We start from the raw sequence: 17,620 nt of genomic DNA on the forward strand, positions 1-17,620 counted from the left end.
ACTGTATGGTGGGAGGCGCAGGGATGCCAGCTTTGAAAGACGGGCTAAGTCGGCGGTTCCCAAGCAGGATGTTTTCTCATTATCGCCGCAAACAAGTCGGATTGAACACACTTTGTGAGCCAGCTCTGCAGGTTTAGGACATCCCTTGTTTCGAACCACCATTCTGGTTCTACGGCCGCAAACTGGCGGACAAAGGGAAAACTGGCCATATCATCGGGGCCGAGCTCCGTACCTGATAGGTAAGCTGTACTGTCGAGGCGGTGATCCAATAGCTTCAGAGCCGCTACCGCCTCGCCACGGTGGCTTAAATCAATGTCCCCGCGCTTGGCGGTCTCATCGTAACGTGAGGCATATTTATACCGGTCAAGATGATGTTTAAACGGTCCGTCAATAGCACGGGTGATCTCCGAGGCGATGCTAGCGCCAGGCAATGCCCACCGCATAATGTCCAGACTTTCGTCTAAAACCCGGCCGTCGTCGCGGATGAAAACGGGTACAGAACCTTTGGGAGAGATGTCCAACATGTGTTGGGGTTTATTGCGGAGGAGAACTTCTCGATGCTCATAGTCAATGCCTGCGGTATGAAGCGCCATACGGGCGCGCATCGCATAGGGGCACCGACGAAAACTATATAAAACCGGATGCAATTATTCGGCCTTGCGCCCGATATGCAAGTCACCTCGCGCACGAGCCAAGGAAATTTGCTTCTGTCGTTCAGCAAATGCCGCCTTTTGCTCGAATGTCATTTCATTGTGGCAATGATGACAAGACACGCCTTTTTCATAGGCTGCGAGTAATTTGTCTGCTTCGGTAATGGGGCGGCGACAGGCGAAACATTGATCATATTCCGACTCTGCTAAGCCATGTGTCACCGCTACGCGTTGATCAAAAACGAAACAATCTCCCTCCCATAAGCTTGATTTTTCATCTTGCGTTTCAAGGTATTTGAGAATGCCACCTTTGAGATGATAAACGTCATCAAAGCCATTCTCCAACATGAATGAAGAGGCTTTCTCACAGCGAATACCGCCAGTACAAAACATTGCGACTTTGGGTTTGTTGATTTTGTCACGATTCGCGTCGACCCAAGCGGGGAATTCGCGGAAGGTGCTCGTCTCTGGATTCACAGCCCCTTTAAAGGTGCCAATGCCAACTTCATAATCGTTGCGGGTGTCAATCAGGATTGTATCGGGGTCTGTGATCAGGTCGTTCCACTCCGCAGGGTCCACATAAGTCCCGACGGTCTTATTCGGGTCAACGCCTTCGACACCCATTGTCACGATTTCCCGTTTTAACCTGACTTTCATTCGGTAGAACGGCATCTCAGACGCGTTTGAGAATTTTACATCCAGATCGTTCAGACGAGGGTCCGCTCGCAGAAAGGAAATGACGGCATCAATCGACTGTTTTGGACCAGCAATCGTGCCATTTATGCCTTCTTGCGCCAGTAATAGTGTGCCCTTCGCGCCCACCAAATCGCACATATTCTGCAAAGGCTCGCGGAGCTTCACGTAATCGGAGAGTGTCGTAAATTTATAGAGTGCAGCGACGTGAAAGGTCATGACCGCGATCTAGGTTTGTCGGATAAGTTCGTCAAGCCGCACTAGCGGCTCGGGGTCACCGGCTCTGGCTCCGTTATACTGGAAATCGCATTTTGATATATTGGGAAATCTTCTATTTGCTGGATCAATCGGTCTGACACACCCTGACGCCGCATCAGGTCGCGCATTGAGTTCTTAATAATATTTGGGTTATTGCACGTTTTGGCGACCATCTTCAGGTCTTTTATGCCTTGCCCTTGCGTGAGTTCTTTCTCCAAACTTTTCAGCGCCCGTGAGAGAGAATACATCTGAATTGGACCAGGTGTCTTACCAGCAGACCAAGTTTTCGAAGCTTTACTCAAAGTGCGGAACGACGATTTCGCGCGCTTTTCTATCCGGTTGATGGCGGTCTCAGCGCGGGGTGCGATCCATTCTGATGAACAAATGACTGCGGGGTCAGGGGTAGAGGCGCAGGCGCTCAATAACGCTGCAGTGGAAGTGAGGATGAGAGAGCGGAGAAAAAATTTCATGTTTGTGGCATAGTTGAGTGCGCCAGTACTATCAAGTCAGCTGAACGGAGAACAAGTCCAACCAGAGGCGCAGGAAATCTAGAAGCTTGTTGCATGCGTGCGGTAAGCTCCCTACAAAAATTCAGGGAAATGGGCACTCGGTAAAAAGGTATACATATGGCCGGCGCTGCGACAGCCATACCGTCAGACGCGATAAGTTCCGAAGAGGGTGACCTCGTCAGAGCCGAGTTAGAGCGTTTATGCAACGATCCGCTTTTCCGCGACACGACCCGAATGAAGCGTTTTCTCCGATACGTCACAGAAGAAACGCTTGCGGGTAGAGGCGGGCGATTAAAAGGCTACGTCATCGGCGTTGAGGTTTTTGACCGTCCTGATGATTTCGATCCGCAAGCCGATACAATCGTTCGTGTGCAAGCAGGGCAGCTTCGGCGTCGTTTAGACCTGTATTATGCTGAGCGTGGTCAAGACGCGGAGGTCAGGATTCTTGTGCCTAAAGGGCGTTATGCTCCAACATTCGAAATTCGACAATCGCCCGATATCGAAACAGAGGCCGACCCCGAAGGCTTTTATCGACCGACGAATGCCGAGACGTCTGATCCACGACCCTGCATAGCCGTCATGACCTTAGATGACTTATCGCCGAAGCCAAAAAATGGAGAACCACGCTTCGCAGACGGGGTCTCAGCAGAGATTGTAAACGCACTCGTGCAATTTCGTTCGATGCGAATTATTACCTTGGGTCCCACAGTGACGGCCATATCGTCAGGGCGATCTGTGCGTGAGGTGGGTGCTGAATACGGGGCTGACTTTATTCTATCAGGAAGCGTTCGGCGTGACGGTCAAGTTTTTCGTGTCACCGTCAGCTTGATACGTTGCCTTACAGGAGAGCATCTTTTCTCGCGTGTCTACGATCGCGAGTTCCAGCCAGGTGGCCTGTTTAATTTACAGGAGGAAATCGCGTCCTATACGGCGGCCGCTGTGGCGGCTCCTTACGGGGCAGTGAATAGATACAACAGACTGAGCTCTGATGGTCGGCAGGACTCGATGGCCGCTTATAATTGTGTGCTACGATATTACGATATCAAATTATCGCCGACGCGCAATCAGGCTGAGGCCTTGATGCACGATGTTACCCGCGTCACGGAATCCCAACCTGATTTCTCCACTGGTTGGGCTATCCGATCTCTAATGAATGTATTTATGGCGACGCAATGTTTGCCGCCAGAAAACATTGAAGTGCGATTGAATGAAGCGAAGCGAACAGCGCGTCGGGCGTTGAGTGTCGATGGTCAAAATGCCATGGGTTATTATGCTCTGTTTCAAGCCTATTTCCATCAAGGGCGGTTTGATGACGCGGATCGGATGATTCGTCGCGCATTGTCTTTAAACCCGAATGACTATTCCAAGCTGGCCTATTACGCGATTTGTTTGGCGTTGCGAGGTGAAATGGAACGGGCTTCGATTATGCAATCGGCGGCTTTGCGGCTGATTGGCCGTGCGCCAACCTGGTATCACTTGCCGCAAATGATCGTCGACTTTTCTGAGAAACGCTATGACTCGGTGGCGGGTTTAGTTGAGAAAGGCCTCGCTGATACACCCGCTATATTTTATTTGTTTGGTCTTTCCGCAAAGGCTTACTTAGGGGAGGTGGAAGAAACACGCGCGATTATAGACGCCGTTCTCGCCGCGAATCCAAACTACCAAGCCGAAGCCTCTATATCGATCGAACTATGGCATTTAGAGCCGAAACTTGCGCGGCAGGTTTATGACGGTTTGGCCTTGGCTGGTCTTGACATCACGAGTCTAAAATCGTCTATCTAATGACAGCGTTGTCACAGTAAGGCGCGCGACTTGAAAATTTTTGGTAAGATCGGGATAGCCGACGACCAGTTGAGGGGATTTTGTAATGAGCTCAAGGGCGTCATCAAAACAACCAAGCCCTGCTAATCCCGTTCGGATGGGTATGGTGGGCGGCGGCGAGGGAGCCTTCATTGGCGCTGTGCACCGCTGGGCCGCGCGGTTAGATGGTGAGATTCAATTAGTCTGCGGCGCATTTTCTCGTGATCCCGAAAACACTGCCCGAACAGGCGCGTCGCTAGGTCTAAATGCGGACCGTTGTTACGCGGATTATGTAGAGATGATGCGCGCGGAGGCAGCTTTGCCAGCAGATGAACGCATGGAGTTCGTCGCCATTGTTACGCCAAACCATGTCCATTTCCCCGTTGCAAAAGCCGCGCTAGAGGCAGGCTTTCATGTTTTGTCTGACAAGCCCGCGACCCTGAATGTTGCCGAAGCGAAAGCCCTGCGCGACATTGTCTCTGAAAACCCACACCTCGCATATGGTTTGACACATACTTATCTGGGCTATCCGTTGGTCGGTGAAGCACGGCGAATTATTGAGGCTGGCGGCATAGGTAAGGTGCGCAAGGTTTTCGTCGAATATATCCAAGGCTGGCTAGCAACTGAGCTCGAAAATAAGCAAGCAGATTGGCGCACCGATCCCGCGAAGTCGGGTGGATCAGGGTGTATGGGGGACATCGGGACCCACGCTCACAACTTGGCTGAGTTCATGACGCGTAAGAAAATCACCCATGTTGCTGCAGATTTGACGACCTTTGTGGACGGACGTCGTTTGGACGATGACGGCTCTGCTCTTTTCCGTATGGAAGACGGCGTGAAGGGTACTTTGTCGGCCTCTCAAATCTGCGTCGGAAAAGAGAACACGCTGTCGATCCGGATCTACGGTGAAACGGGTGGATTGGAGTGGCATCAGGAAGAGCCCAACACGCTGCTTCGGACCTATGCTGATAAGCCAACGGAAATCCTGCGCGCGGGCCAAGGCTATTTATCTGAAGGGGCGCAAGCTGGCTTCCGTACGCCGCCCGGCCATCCCGAAGGATATTTAGAGGCTTTTGCCAATGTATACCGCGAATTTGCGCAAGCGCTGCGAAATGAGGGTGCGGTCGCAACGGGCATAGATGGGGCCGTGCGCGGCATGGCCTTCGTGGACGCGCTTTTAGAGTCTTCCGCAAATAATTCCGAATGGACTGAAATTAAAACATGAGAAACTCGCTATGAAAACACTCAAAGGCCCTGGAATATTTCTCGCGCAATTCATGGGTGATGCGCCCTTCGACACACTCGAAAATGCGTGCAAGTGGATGGCTGATGCGGGCTATAAAGGGGTTCAACTTCCGTCTGATAATCCTGTTGTTATGGATCTAAAATTGGCGGCGGAAAGCCAAGATTATTGCGACGATTTGAAGGGCCGCATTGCGGAATGCGGGTTGGAAATCACAGAGCTTTCCACCCATATCCAAGGGCAACTCGTTGCCGTTCATCCAGCTTACGACACAGCGTTTGATGCGTTTGCGCCCGAACATTTGCACGGAAAACCAACGGACCGTCAGGAATGGGCTGTTCAACAAGTTAAATATGCGGCAACCGCGTCGCGCCGTTTGGGTCTTGATCGCAGTGTGTCCTTTCCGGGCGCGCTAGTCTGGCCGTATATGTATCCGTGGCCACAACGCCCGGCGGGACTCGTTGAAGAGGGGTTCGCAGAGTTGGCGCGTCGGTGGCGTCCGATCCTCGATCATTATGAGGATGAGGGTGTTGATGTTTGCTATGAAATTCACCCGGGTGAAGATCTTCACGATGGTGTGACATTTGAGCGCTTCTTGGCCGAGGTCGATAACCACCCACGCTGCAACATTCTCTATGACCCGTCGCATTTTGTGTTGCAGCAGCTCGATTACCTTGCCTTCATTGATCACTACCATGACCGTATCAAAATGTTCCATGTGAAGGATGCGGAATTCCGGCCAAATGGGAAATCGGGCATTTATGGCGGATATCAGAGTTGGGTTGATCGCCCTGGACGTTTCCGTTCACTTGGTGACGGACAGGTCGATTTCAAAGGCATCTTCTCGAAACTGGCCGCCTATGATTTCGATGGTTGGGCCGTTGTGGAGTGGGAATGTGCGTTGAAACATAATCAAGACGGAGCGCGCGAAGGCGCACAATTTGTCAATGATCATATCATTCGCGTAACAGACAAAGCGTTTGACGACTTCGCGGGTGGCAAAGCGGATAAAGAAACAAACCGGAAGATGCTTGGCCTGTCATAAAGCCAACGCTGAAGGATCGAATTAAAATTAAGGGGAAAGACATGGTTGCTGTAACTGCGGGAGGGTCCGAGGACCTAAGGCCGAATAGATTGTTTGTTCTAAGTTGTGTCGCGCTTTGCGTCACGGCGATGACCTTCGCGATCCGCGCTGGGATGCTTAATGATCTTGGTGCAGAGTTTGCTCTCACCAAAAAGCAACTCGGCTGGACTGCAGGGATGGCGTTTTTCGGATTTCCAGTTGCAACGGTCTTGGGCGGACTAATTTATAACGCAACAGGCCCACGCTTGATCATGATTTTTGCGTTCATCGGACATTTGGTTGGTTTGGCTCTAACCATTTTCGCGGGTGGTTTCTGGGGCTTGATGATTTCAACTTTCCTTGTTGGTTTCGCGAATGGCTCTGTTGAGGCGGCTTGTAACCCAATGATTGCAACGATGTATTCCAACGATAAAACAACGATGCTGAACAAGTTTCATGTTTGGTTCCCTGGTGGTATCGTCGTCGGCTCCTTGGCTGCGCTGGCGATAAAGTCATTGTTTGGTGGCGATGGACGTCCAACATGGCAGTTGGAAATTGCAATTATGATTATCCCCACACTCATTTATGGCTGGATGATTTTCACGACGAAATTTCCAGATGTGGCGTTAGATAAATCGGATGAGACCGACACGGGCAAAAACCTCAAAGCGATGATTTCTCCGCTTTTCATCGGCATCGCAATCTTGATGACGATCACAGCAACAACGGAATTAGGTACGCAGCAATGGGTCGGTTCACTGCTTGAAAGTTCTGGCGCAAACCCATTGATTATACTGGCAATCGTAACCGGATTGATGGCAGTTGGACGCTATTTCGCGGGGCCACTGGTCCATGCTCTCAATCCTGTTGGCGTTTTGTTGTTCTCCGCCGTTATGACCACACTCGGAGTTTTCCTCCTGTCAATCGCAACAGGTGGAATGACTTATGTTGCGGCAATCGTGTTTGCGATTGGCGTCTGTTACTTCTGGCCGACGATGATCGGCTTCGTGTCTGAATACCTGCCAAAAACTGGCGCACTGGGCATGTCGATTGTCGGCGGTGCAGGCATGCTCGGGCTATTTGCTTGGACACCTGTCATCGGTGGGTGGATCGATGCCGCAACCGCTAAAGCGGAAGCGGCTGGCTTAGAAGGGAATGCTGTAACGCTTATGGCGGGGCAGGATACTTTGAGCAAAATTCTGATTTTTCCGATTGTTCTAACCGTCGCGTTCGCGATTTTGTTCGTTCTTCGCAAGCGTTTCACTTTGGAGGCCGCAAATGACTAATTCTTTTATGTCTAACCGTCGTGATGCCATTAAAGCCATGTTGGCAATCTCCGCTGCTGGCGCATTGGCGGCGTGTAAAGCCGGTGGCGAGGCCAATGATGCCGCTCAACCCCGAGGTCTTGTCGGCGGGCCAAAGCTAACCGCATCTGAAATGGCGTTAGTAGGAGCCTTAGCGCAGACGATTATCCCAAAAACTGAAACAGCTGGTGCGGTCGAGGCTGGCGTTCCCGCTGTTTTGCAAACGCTCTTTACAGAGTGGGGCGACGATAATTACCGCATGTATTGGCGCGAAGGTCTGAAAAATCTAGAGCAGCATTTCCTCCAAACTGGAGGCCAGAATTTTGCGAAAATGGTGCCCTCTCAACAGGCGAACCTGCTCGGAAAATATGATGCGAAGGCTTACGCGGAATCTGGCTTCGACAATTTCTACAAAGATATGAAATCAACTATCGCGACGGCCTATTACATGTCGGAGCCCGGCGCGACGGAAGAGCTCGCATATGAACCTGTGCCGGGAGAGTTCAAAGGCTGCGTGCCGCTTTCCGATCAACCTAAGACGTGGGCAACATAATCATGGCAGATTTCGACGTAATTGTAGTTGGGTCCGGAATGTCGGGCGGCTGGGTCGCAAAAGAGCTTTGTGAGCGCGGATTTAAAGTCGCCGTGATAGAGCGCGGACGTCAGATCACACCCGAAAAAGACTATACGGATATGGTCGACCCTTGGGATACGCCAAACCTTGATCGAACGTCTGACGAGGACAAAGCAAAGCACCCCATTCAACACACGGTTTACGCTTTTAATCAAAACACCAAGCAATATTGGGTTGACGACAATAAGCATCCATATGAGGTTGCAGATGGCACAAGCTATGGCTGGCTTCGCGGATACCAAACTGGCGGTCGTTCCATCATGTGGGGCCGTCAAAGCTACCGCATGTCTGAAATCGATTTTGAAGCGAATAAGAAAGACGGTCACGGCGTTGATTGGCCTGTGCGTTATAAAGACATCGAGCCTTGGTATGACAAGGTCGAATATTTCGCAGGTATTAGCGGGTCCGAAGAGGGTCTTGATATTCTTCCTGACGGCGTCTTCCAACCGCCGCACGAGCTCACCTGTGCTGAACTTGAATTCAAAGCTCGCGTTGAAGCAAAATTCCCCGGGCGTAAGGTCATTCCTGGCCGCGTTGCAAACCTGACGAAGCCTACGCCAGAGCAAATCGCACTGGGTCGCGGGCAATGCCAAGCGCGTGACCTTTGCTACCGCGGCTGCTCATTCGGTGCATATTTCAATTCGAATGTGGCAACTTTGCCAGCGGCGAAGCGTACAGGTAATCTAACCATGATTACCGATACGGCTGTTCTGAAGGTCGATCACGATATGGAGACAGGCCGAGCAACGGGCGTGCAAACCATCAACGTCAACACAAAGGAAAAGAAAACCATCACGGCTCGTGTTGTATTCCTGAATGCGTCGACCATTGCGACGACAATGATTTTGTTGAATTCCGCGCATGAAGGTGCGCCAAATGGTCTAGCCAATAGTTCAGGACAACTTGGCAAGAACCTGATGGATCACGTGGCTGGCGCGGGCGCCGCCGCTACTATGCCGGGGTTTGAGGACAAATATCACTACGGAAAACGACCCAATGGATTCTACATCCCGCGCTTCCGCAACCATACAGAAGAGAGCACAGACTCTGTGCGTGGCTATGGGTATCAGGGCCGAATTTATCGCGAAACCTGGCAGTCTAACGTCGGTCAATCGGGTATCGGCGAAGACTATAAAGACGCAAACCGCAAACCGGGTCCGTGGAGTGTTGGTATCGTTGCCTTCTGCGAGATCCTTCCGGATGAGCGCAACACGGTGACCCTGCATCCAACGAAAAAGGATGAATGGGGTATGCCTATCCCCGTGATTAATCAGAAACATCGTGAGAACGAAGTGGCTCTGATGAAGCACGCGACGCGCGACACCAAGGCCATGTTAGAGGCAGCGGGTATGATCGTCCATTATACCGACAACCCAGATGATATCACGGCAGAGAATATGTCTGCCCCAGGACGCGGAATCCATGAAATGGGTACAGCGCGGATGGGGCGTGATCCAAAAACGTCGGTTCTGAACCAATGGAACCAAAGCTGGGACGTAGAAAACTTGTTCATTACAGATGGCAGCTTCATGACGTCTGGCGGGTGTCAAAACCCATCCATTACCTACATGGCGTTTTCAGCCCGCGCGGCGGATTACGCGGCTAAACTGATGGAATCTGGTAAGCTGTAATGGCGGACTTTGACGCAATCGTCGTCGGGTCTGGTATCTCTGGCGGTTGGGTTGCAAAGGAACTCTGTGAACGCGGGTTGAAAGTCTGCGTTCTAGAGCGGGGGCGTCCGATAGACCCTTCGAAAGATTATTCGGATCATCTCGACCCCTGGGAAAAGCCAAACTTTGACCGTATTTCCGATGCTGATATGGAGCGCGATTTTTTCGTGCAAGGTCAATATTATGCTCTGAAAGAAAGTAACAAACATCTCTTCCTGACAGATAGGGAACAACCCTATGAGCGCGCACCAAATCAGTCTTTCAATTGGCGGCGTGGTAACTATGTCGGCGGCAGGTCATTACTTTGGGGCCGGGCTGTTTACCGTCTCTCCAACAATGATTTCGAAGCGAATAAGCTGGACGGAGAGGGCGTTGATTGGCCAGTTCGCTATAAAGACATTGCGCCGTGGTACGACCACGTTGAGAAGTTTATTGGCGTAGCTGGCGACAGAGATGGGGTTCCGCAAGTCCCCGATGGTGAGCATTTTCTTCCTGCTTTTGAACATACCTGCGTTGAAACGGATTTGAAGAAAAAACTCGAGACACTCTATCCAGAACGCAAGCTCATTATGGGGCGGGTCGCTCATTTAACCCATCTCTCTGACGAACAAATTGCGCTCGGGCGGGGCAAATGTCAGGCGCGAAATCTGTGTTTTCACGGATGCAGCTATGGGGCTTATTTCAGCTCAGTGTCAGCCACGCTCCCCGCGGCGAAAAGAACAGGCAACTTAACGCTCATTTCTAACGCAGTGGTTAGTCGCCTTGTCTTTGATAAAAATAAAAACCGCATAACGGGTGTGGAAGTGGTCGATCGCGACACGGGCGCTGGAACGACACACACAGCAAAGATTGTTTTCCTGAATGCTTCGACCATTGGGTCGACTTTGATTCTCCTGAATTCGGCGACCGAAGATATGCCCACTGGACTAAGCAATGGTTCCGATCAATTGGGACGGAATTTGATGGACCATGTTAAGGGGACCATGGTTCAAGGCACATCCGATGATTTCCAAGATAGATACGTGTTCGGTCGTCGGCCAATTGGCGGTTATATTCCTCGCTATCGAAATTTTCCGAAGCATGTTGAAACTTATAAACGTGGATGGGGATACCAAGTCTATTCTGGACGCGGTCGCTGGAATGGCAACTCGGCAGGAATCGGGCAAGTATTTAAGTCTCAAAACCAGACGCCTGGTCCTTGGTCGATCGTTCTACATGCTTTTGGTGAATGCCTTCCAAATGAGAGCAACCGCGTGATCGCTCATGCCACTAAGGTCGATAAATGGGGTCAGCCGATTGCTGTTGTCGATTTGAAACTCGGGAAGAATGAAGAAGCTATAATGCGGGCTGCGCATCAAGATGCCATTGATATTTTAACCGATGCAGGCATGCGAAACCTATACGAAATTCAAAAGCCTGAAAATAATTTGAACGGAATTAGCGGGGCGGTCCATGAAATGGGGACCGCGCGAATGGGACATAACCCGAAAACCTCTGTCCTAAACAGGTGGAATCAATCACATGAGATTCCTAATTTATTCATTACGGATGGGTCGTTCATGACATCCTCGGCCACTCAAAATCCGTCATTAACCTATATGGCATTTTCTGCGCGGGCCGCTAATTACGCGGCTGATCTGCTGCAATCGGGCGCGCTCTAATGCCTGACTTTGATGCGATCGTCGTGGGGTCAGGGATGTCTGGCGGATGGTCTGCAAAAGAGCTGTGTGAGCGTGGTTTAAAAACTCTCGTGCTTGAGCGCGGTCCCGATATTGATCCCGCCAAAGACTACTCGGACATGCAGGATCCGTGGGATAGGAAGTATCTCGACCGTGTACGGCCAGAAGAAGCCAATCGAGATTACGCCATTCAAAAAGACGTCTATGTTTTCTATGAATCGACCAAGCACCTGTGGGCGAATGACAGAATTTACCCTTACACCACGGCACCTGGAACGGATTATCAATGGTTGCGCGGACATCACGTCGGCGGTCGATCCCTGACATGGGCGCGCATGTCATTCCGTTTTTCGGACCATGATTTCAAAGCCAATAAAGCCGACGGCATAGGCGTCGATTGGCCCATTCGATACGCTGATCTGGAACCTTGGTACGATAAGGTAGAAGAATTTGTTGGTGTGTCCGGCTCTAGGGAGGGTCTCGGCCAATTGCCCGATGGGAAGTTTCTGCCGCCCTTCGAAATGGACTGCGCAGAAAAGCTATTAAAGCAAAAAATGGCGGAGCATTTTCCTGAGCGGACCATGATGGTTGGTCGCGTCGCGAATTTGAAACGCGCGACGGAAGAACATTTGGCGCTCGGTCGTGGAACCTGTCAGGCGCGAAATGCGTGTTTCCGCGGATGTTCTTTTGGCGCTTATTACAGTTCCAATTCTGCATCTTTGCCCGCGGCTAGAAACACAGGAAACCTGACACTCAAACCTGACTCAATCGTCCACAGCCTTATCTATGACAAGGAAACCAAACGCGTTTCGGGCGTTCGGGTCATTGACCGCGTGTCGAAGGCGACAACGACCTACACGGCCAAGATCGTTTTCCTAAACGCGTCGGCTATTGCTACAGCCGCTATTCTTCTCAATTCGACATCAGACACCTTTAAAACAGGACTCGCAAATCGCTCTGATCAAGTCGGGCGAAACCTGATGGATCATGTTGCTGGTGCTTTAGTTCACGCCAAAATTGATGGTCTGGAAGATCGTTATTATTCGGGCCGTCGTCCGATCTGCGGTTACATTCCACGATACCGAAATTACCCTGAATACACCGAAGACTATAAGCGCGGCTTTGCCTTTCAGGTCTACACGCAGCGTGGGCGCTGGGACGCAAATGCGTCTGGAATTGGCGCCGATTATAAGGCCCGACAAGCCAAACCTGGCGAATGGGCGATCACGCTGGACACCTATGGTGAGGTGCTGCCTAATCCGAATAACCGCGTGACCTTGTCTACCACCAAGGATCAGTGGGGGTTGGCGGTGCCGCATATGGATGCGACGATGGGGCCAAACGAGATGGCACTGATGCAAGCTGGGTCTGATGACGCCGTCGACATCCTAACCAAAGCGGGATTTCGTGATATTCGGCAAGACAAAGTCAAACCGACCCCGCCTGGAAATCGCATTCACGAAATGGGGACAGCTCGCATGGGCCGCGACCCCAAAACAAGCGTTTTGAATAAATGGAATCAAGCTTGGGATGTCCCGAATTTGTTCATCACCGACGGAGCCTGCATGACGTCATCGGCGATCCAGAACCCGTCAATCACCTATATGGCGCTGTCTGCGCGGGCCGCAAATCACGCGGCAGATTTGTTAGAAAGAGGAGAGCTGTGATGCTGTCACGACGTTTATTCATGGGCGGGACGGCCGCTGCACTCGGACTGGTCGCTTGCCAAGGTAGATTGCCATCTGAAGCCATAGAGGTCGGGTCGCGAAAGCTGAATAAAATTGGACTTCAAACTTATACCCTTCGCGAGATATTCGAAGATGATCCCGTCGGGACGCTGAAAATGATCAAAGATGTTGGTTATGATTACGTCGAACTAAACGGACGGAACTTTTCTGAACGCTCGGCCAAAGACATGATCGGGATGGTCAAAGATGCAGGTCTTTACTGCCCGGCGACGCATTACAGTCTTGAGGGTGTGAGAGATGACTTTGCGAAAACCGTCAGAGACGCGCAAGACTTAGGCGTTGACTACATGATCGTGCCTTGGATCGGTGAGGAAAGTCGATCTGTTGAAGGTTACAAATCAATCGCGGCGATGTTCAATGAGCGCGGGCGCCAAGCGCGCGATGAGGGCTTTAAGCTGGCCTATCATAATCATCAGTTTGAGTTCTTTGATCTAGGTGGCGGCGTGAATGGCATGGATATTTTGCTCAATGAGACTGATCCAGATCGTCTGGACTTTGAGCTTGATCTGTTCTGGGCAAAATTAGAGTTGGATGACATTCCGAGCTTCATGCGAGCGCATCCAGGGCGGTTCAAACTGGCGCATGTGAAAGACATGAAGGGTGATCCGACCAAGTGGAAAAACAGTGTCGATTTTGACGCGATTAAATCTGACTTGATGGTCAATGTGGGAGAGGGCGATATGCCCTTTGAAAGTTATTTCGCGTTGAATGACATTTCAGGCATGGAATATTTCATCATGGAACATGACAATCCGCCAAAGCCGTTCCGGGGGTCCGTAAAACAAAGTTTTGATGCTGCGCGCGCGATGAGATTCTAATCTAAAGAGCGCGTCTAATTCGCTCCTGTAAAGGCATTCTCGGGAAACGGGTCGGCGACAAGCATCGCCCAATAGGTCGAATAGGTTGTGGTGGGTTCATAGACGAGAGCCAGTCCAAATTCCGTGACATCATCGCGCAGCAAATTGGCATTATGCCCTGGCGATTTCTTCCACGCCTTGAAAACCGCGTCCCAACTCATCTGGCCTGTGGCGACATTCTCGCCTGCAATCGTGAAGTAATAGCCTTGGCGTTGAATGCGGTCGCCGTGGCCAGATCCGTCACTGCCAGTGTGACTGATCGTACCCGACGACGCGAGATCACGGGCGTGGACTTCGGAGGCGAGGTTTAGCTTCTCATTATAATGCAGGGTATGCAAACCTTTGGACGCGCGATAAGCATTTAGATCTGACAGTGCTTGATCGAAGTCCAAGCTTTCGGGCGGGACGCGTGGGAAGACAGCGTTTTCACCAAATCCATTATTAAGCCGACAGAACATCTCGGGTTTTGTGACATCGGGCTGATATATAACGGTGCCGCGACAGGTCTGGCTATCGGCTTTGCACAAGGCTTCGCACCTTTCGACAGAGGTTACGGTTTCGACTTTATAAGTGCCGTCATCTTCATCCAGTAAAGCTTGGCTCGCGCTTTCAGCGCGGGGCGTGCCAATATAGGGGTCTGCAAAAGCAAGTCCTGCCGTGATCGTAAAGGCTACCAGCGTGGCCGTAGTTCCTATTGCCCAGTGTCGTATTCCCATGACGTCAACTTATAAATCGATCCAAATTTTCAAAGGTAGAATGACAGCCTAAACCCTAACGATCGGTTCAAAATCGATTAATTCTTGGTCAGGTTAACTTAATCAGGATAGGCCGTTGACCCTAGCGTCCTGCGCCTGTCTGCGCACTGCCGCCGCCAGCGGCCATGTCGCGTTCTTGAATGAAGGCTTCCCCCAAACCTTCATAAAAAGTCGCCAGCGCTTGCGCGCGGGCATCATCAATATTGGGATCGGGGGCAGAGAGCGCGGCATTGGGCAGCCCTTTATGCGCGGCACGCATATAGTCTTTCCACACATCGACCGGCAGCAAACCGCCCGTGACTTTCCGCATGGAGGAGTTGTCGTCATTACCAAGCCAAACGCCCGTGGTGAGTTGCGCGGTAAAACCGACGAACCATGCATCGCGGTAATCTTGTGACGTTCCCGTCTTTCCGCCCGCTTGACGATTGCCAAGACGCGCGCCGTGACCTGTGCCCGTGTCGATAACATCGCGGAGCATGGATGTCATTTGACGCGCATAGGGTACGGGATAAACTCGACGGCCTGCGACCGTGCGGCGTTTATAAAGCGGTGCACCAGACGTGTTGCGAATTTCCGTGATCATATGCGTGGGCCGTAAAAGCCCTTCATTGGCAAAGACAGAATAAGCGCGTGTCATTTCGACGAGCGTGACTTCAGATGACCCAAGCGCGAGGGAGTATTCGGGCCGCAATTCGCTGTCGATGCCAAAACGTTTGGCGAGAGATGCGACTTGCGACGGGCCAACTTCTGCCGTGACCTGCGCGGCAATGGTGTTGATCGAAAGCTTTAAAGCTTCGCGCACCGTCATCGGCCCGCGATAGCGACGCGTGTAATTTTCTGGGGCCCAATTCCCAATCTGTGTGGGCTGGTCGATCCTGACCGTTCCAGGGGTGAATCCGTGTTCGAGGGCTGCGGCGTAAGCAAAGGTTTTGAAACTAGAGCCTGGTTGTCGTTTGGCTTGTTCGGCGCGGTTGAATTTCGACGTCTGATAATCCCGCCCGCCAACGAGGGCCAAGACCGCGCCCGTGGCATTGTCGATAGAGACAATGGCGCCTTCACTGACTTTCTTCCGTGTGGCCGATTTGACAAGCATATCTTCCAAAGCCGATTGCGCGATTTTTTGGCGTTCCGTATCAATCGTTGTTGTAATGATCAGATCCTTTTGACCATCGGTGACTAGCGTAGGTGCCTGTTCCGCAATCATGTCGAAGATATATCCGATCGCATTTTCATCAATCAGGGGCTCGGCGTCTTCGGCAATGATCGGCGGGTTATCTAGCGCTTCCTGCTGCTGCGCCATGGTGATCATGTCATTGGCGACCATGCGCTGGAGCACGAGTTTAGAACGTGTCACCGCGCGGTCGTAATGTTGCGTTGGATTATAACGCGATGGGGCTTGAGGCAGACCCGCCAACAATGCGGCCTCGGCGAGGTTGATCTCTTTCGCTGACTTGCCGAAATATTTCTGCGCGGCGGCTTCGACGCCAAAAACGCGCGGCCCCATTGGAATACGGTTGATATAAAGCTCGAGGATTTCAGGCTTGGACAATACGGCTTCCATGTCCCGCGCGAGGACAGCTTCTTGGAATTTCCGGCGGTAAGACTTCTCAGGCGACAACACGATGTTCTTGACCAGTTGCTGCGTCAGTGTCGATCCGCCTTGGGTCTTCTCACCTGCGCGGGTGTTCTCGAACAGGGCGCGGAGGATCGCTTTGTTGTCGATACCGGCGTGTTGATAAAACCGCTCGTCCTCAATCGCGAGAAAGGCATCCCCAACATAGCTCGGCATTTGGCCGAGTTTCAGAGGTGCGCCAATATAAGGTCCTCGATGGCCGATCTCTTTCCCGTCCTTATCCAGCAGGGTAATCGTCGGTTGCAGGTTCAACTCCCACATCGTTCGCTTATCGGGCAGGGAGGGTAAATCCTTGAGCAAATAATAGCGCGTCTGGAAATACCCGACGGCCGTAACGCCGCAAAGGATCGCCAAAATCAACAACCAAATCGCACGCCGTTTGCGCTTGCGATTATCATTCGCCACCGCTTGCGGGTTTATGTCAGCACGAAATGTTGGCATTCTCTCCTTTGCCCCCTAAAGGGCGCGTTATGACTCAGACACCTAAGCCCCAATCTACTCAAGAGCTAGCCTTTTGGAAAACCAAAAATATGGCGGAAATGAGCCGTGAGGAATGGGAAAGCCTCTGTGATAGCTGCGGTAAGTGTTGTTGCATCCGTTTGGAAGACGAAGATACAGGCGCAATCTACATTACAGATGTGGCGTGCAAGCTGTTCAATCCCGAAACCTGTCGGTGCGGGGATTACGCCAATCGCTCCAAATTGGTGCCTGATTGCGTGACGCTGACGCCCGTCAATGTCAGCCAGCTGAAATGGATGCCGCAGACTTGTGCCTATCGCCTCGTCTCGGAAGGCAAAGACCTGCCAGAGTATCACCATCTTGTCTCAGGCTCGCGCGACACTATCCATGAGGTCGGTATGAGCGTCCAAGACGCGGTGACGAGCGAAGTCTTGGTCGACGAAGATGATATTCCTACACGGATCGTCATCTGGCCGGGTGAACCTGATATTGTTTAACCATCGACGTTACCCGATAGGGTTTGCCCCGAAGGGGATAGCGGCGATGCTCTATCGGGCGCCGGCATAGGTCGAGGGACACGCAAATGTCCGCCACGCACGCAACCTCATGCCTAGTCATTGCAAGGCTCGACCTTGCAATCCACAAGTCAGTTACCTGTGGATCAC

At 51.7% G+C, this 17,620-nt stretch carries 15 protein-coding genes; 10 read left to right on the forward strand and 5 right to left on the reverse strand.

What is annotated here, in order from left to right:
* Positions 1 to 44: 44 nt before the first annotated feature.
* The 3 genes from IE073_RS01415 to IE073_RS01425 are packed head-to-tail and all read right to left on the reverse strand — an operon-like array spanning position 45 to position 2,071.
* Entirely contained in the window at positions 45 to 647 is a 603-nt protein-coding gene (locus IE073_RS01415) for a glutathione S-transferase N-terminal domain-containing protein (protein ID WP_267905556.1), read from the reverse strand.
* The gene (gene trhO / locus IE073_RS01420; RefSeq protein ID WP_189580353.1) at positions 648 to 1,562 is read right to left on the reverse strand and encodes an oxygen-dependent tRNA uridine(34) hydroxylase TrhO; all 915 of its coding nucleotides are present in this window, start codon (positions 1,560 to 1,562) and stop codon (positions 648 to 650) included.
* Positions 1,563 to 1,603: 41 nt separating this feature from the next.
* Entirely contained in the window at positions 1,604 to 2,071 is a 468-nt protein-coding gene (locus IE073_RS01425) for a hypothetical protein (RefSeq protein ID WP_189580354.1), read from the reverse strand.
* A gap of 156 nt (positions 2,072 to 2,227) precedes the next feature.
* Here IE073_RS01425 and IE073_RS01430 point away from each other — a divergent pair, with 156 nt between their 5' ends.
* The 9 genes from IE073_RS01430 to IE073_RS01470 all read left to right on the forward strand — a co-directional run bounded on the left by IE073_RS01430 (position 2,228) and on the right by IE073_RS01470 (position 14,069).
* Positions 2,228 to 3,892 (forward strand): tetratricopeptide repeat protein, encoded by a 1,665-nt coding sequence (locus tag IE073_RS01430; protein ID WP_189580356.1) that lies wholly within the window; start codon positions 2,228 to 2,230, stop codon positions 3,890 to 3,892.
* Positions 3,893 to 3,977: 85 nt separating this feature from the next.
* The gene (locus tag IE073_RS01435; RefSeq protein WP_233349711.1) at positions 3,978 to 5,135 is read left to right on the forward strand and encodes a Gfo/Idh/MocA family protein; all 1,158 of its coding nucleotides are present in this window, start codon (positions 3,978 to 3,980) and stop codon (positions 5,133 to 5,135) included.
* 10 nt (positions 5,136 to 5,145) lie between these two features.
* Entirely contained in the window at positions 5,146 to 6,198 is a 1,053-nt protein-coding gene (locus IE073_RS01440; protein ID WP_189580358.1) for a sugar phosphate isomerase/epimerase family protein, read from the forward strand.
* 41 nt (positions 6,199 to 6,239) lie between these two features.
* Positions 6,240 to 7,502: an MFS transporter gene (locus IE073_RS01445; protein ID WP_189580361.1), complete on the forward strand. Its 1,263-nt coding sequence runs from the start codon at positions 6,240 to 6,242 to the stop codon at positions 7,500 to 7,502.
* Positions 7,495 to 8,073, forward strand: coding sequence for a gluconate 2-dehydrogenase subunit 3 family protein (locus tag IE073_RS01450; protein ID WP_189580364.1), 579 nt, complete (start codon positions 7,495 to 7,497; stop codon positions 8,071 to 8,073). The genes IE073_RS01445 and IE073_RS01450 overlap by 8 nt, the downstream gene beginning before the upstream one ends.
* A 2-nt stretch (positions 8,074 to 8,075) precedes the next feature.
* A complete protein-coding gene (locus tag IE073_RS01455) occupies positions 8,076 to 9,785 on the forward strand; it encodes a GMC oxidoreductase (RefSeq protein ID WP_189580367.1) in 1,710 nt (569 codons plus the stop codon).
* Positions 9,785 to 11,485 (forward strand): GMC oxidoreductase, encoded by a 1,701-nt coding sequence (locus tag IE073_RS01460; RefSeq protein WP_189580371.1) that lies wholly within the window; start codon positions 9,785 to 9,787, stop codon positions 11,483 to 11,485. The genes IE073_RS01455 and IE073_RS01460 overlap by 1 nt, the downstream gene beginning before the upstream one ends.
* The gene (locus IE073_RS01465) at positions 11,485 to 13,170 is read left to right on the forward strand and encodes a GMC oxidoreductase (protein WP_189580374.1); all 1,686 of its coding nucleotides are present in this window, start codon (positions 11,485 to 11,487) and stop codon (positions 13,168 to 13,170) included. Before IE073_RS01460 ends, IE073_RS01465 begins: the two co-directional genes overlap by 1 nt.
* Positions 13,170 to 14,069: a sugar phosphate isomerase/epimerase family protein gene (locus IE073_RS01470; RefSeq protein ID WP_189580377.1), complete on the forward strand. Its 900-nt coding sequence runs from the start codon at positions 13,170 to 13,172 to the stop codon at positions 14,067 to 14,069. The genes IE073_RS01465 and IE073_RS01470 overlap by 1 nt, the downstream gene beginning before the upstream one ends.
* A gap of 14 nt (positions 14,070 to 14,083) precedes the next feature.
* Here the strand turns inward: IE073_RS01470 and IE073_RS01475 are convergent, their stop codons facing one another.
* On the reverse strand, positions 14,084 to 14,824 hold the full coding sequence (locus tag IE073_RS01475; RefSeq protein ID WP_189580380.1) for a CAP domain-containing protein: 741 nt from the start codon (positions 14,822 to 14,824) through the stop codon (positions 14,084 to 14,086).
* 121 nt (positions 14,825 to 14,945) lie between these two features.
* Entirely contained in the window at positions 14,946 to 16,937 is a 1,992-nt protein-coding gene (locus IE073_RS01480; protein WP_189580383.1) for a transglycosylase domain-containing protein, read from the reverse strand.
* 29 nt (positions 16,938 to 16,966) lie between these two features.
* On the opposite strand from IE073_RS01480, the gene IE073_RS01485 reads away from it, so the two are divergent.
* On the forward strand, positions 16,967 to 17,452 hold the full coding sequence (locus IE073_RS01485; RefSeq protein ID WP_189580386.1) for a YcgN family cysteine cluster protein: 486 nt from the start codon (positions 16,967 to 16,969) through the stop codon (positions 17,450 to 17,452).
* Positions 17,453 to 17,620: the final 168 nt, after the last annotated feature.

It is taken from the genome of Litorimonas cladophorae, from assembly GCF_014652455.1.
GTDB classification, from domain to species: domain Bacteria; phylum Pseudomonadota; class Alphaproteobacteria; order Caulobacterales; family Maricaulaceae; genus Litorimonas; species Litorimonas cladophorae.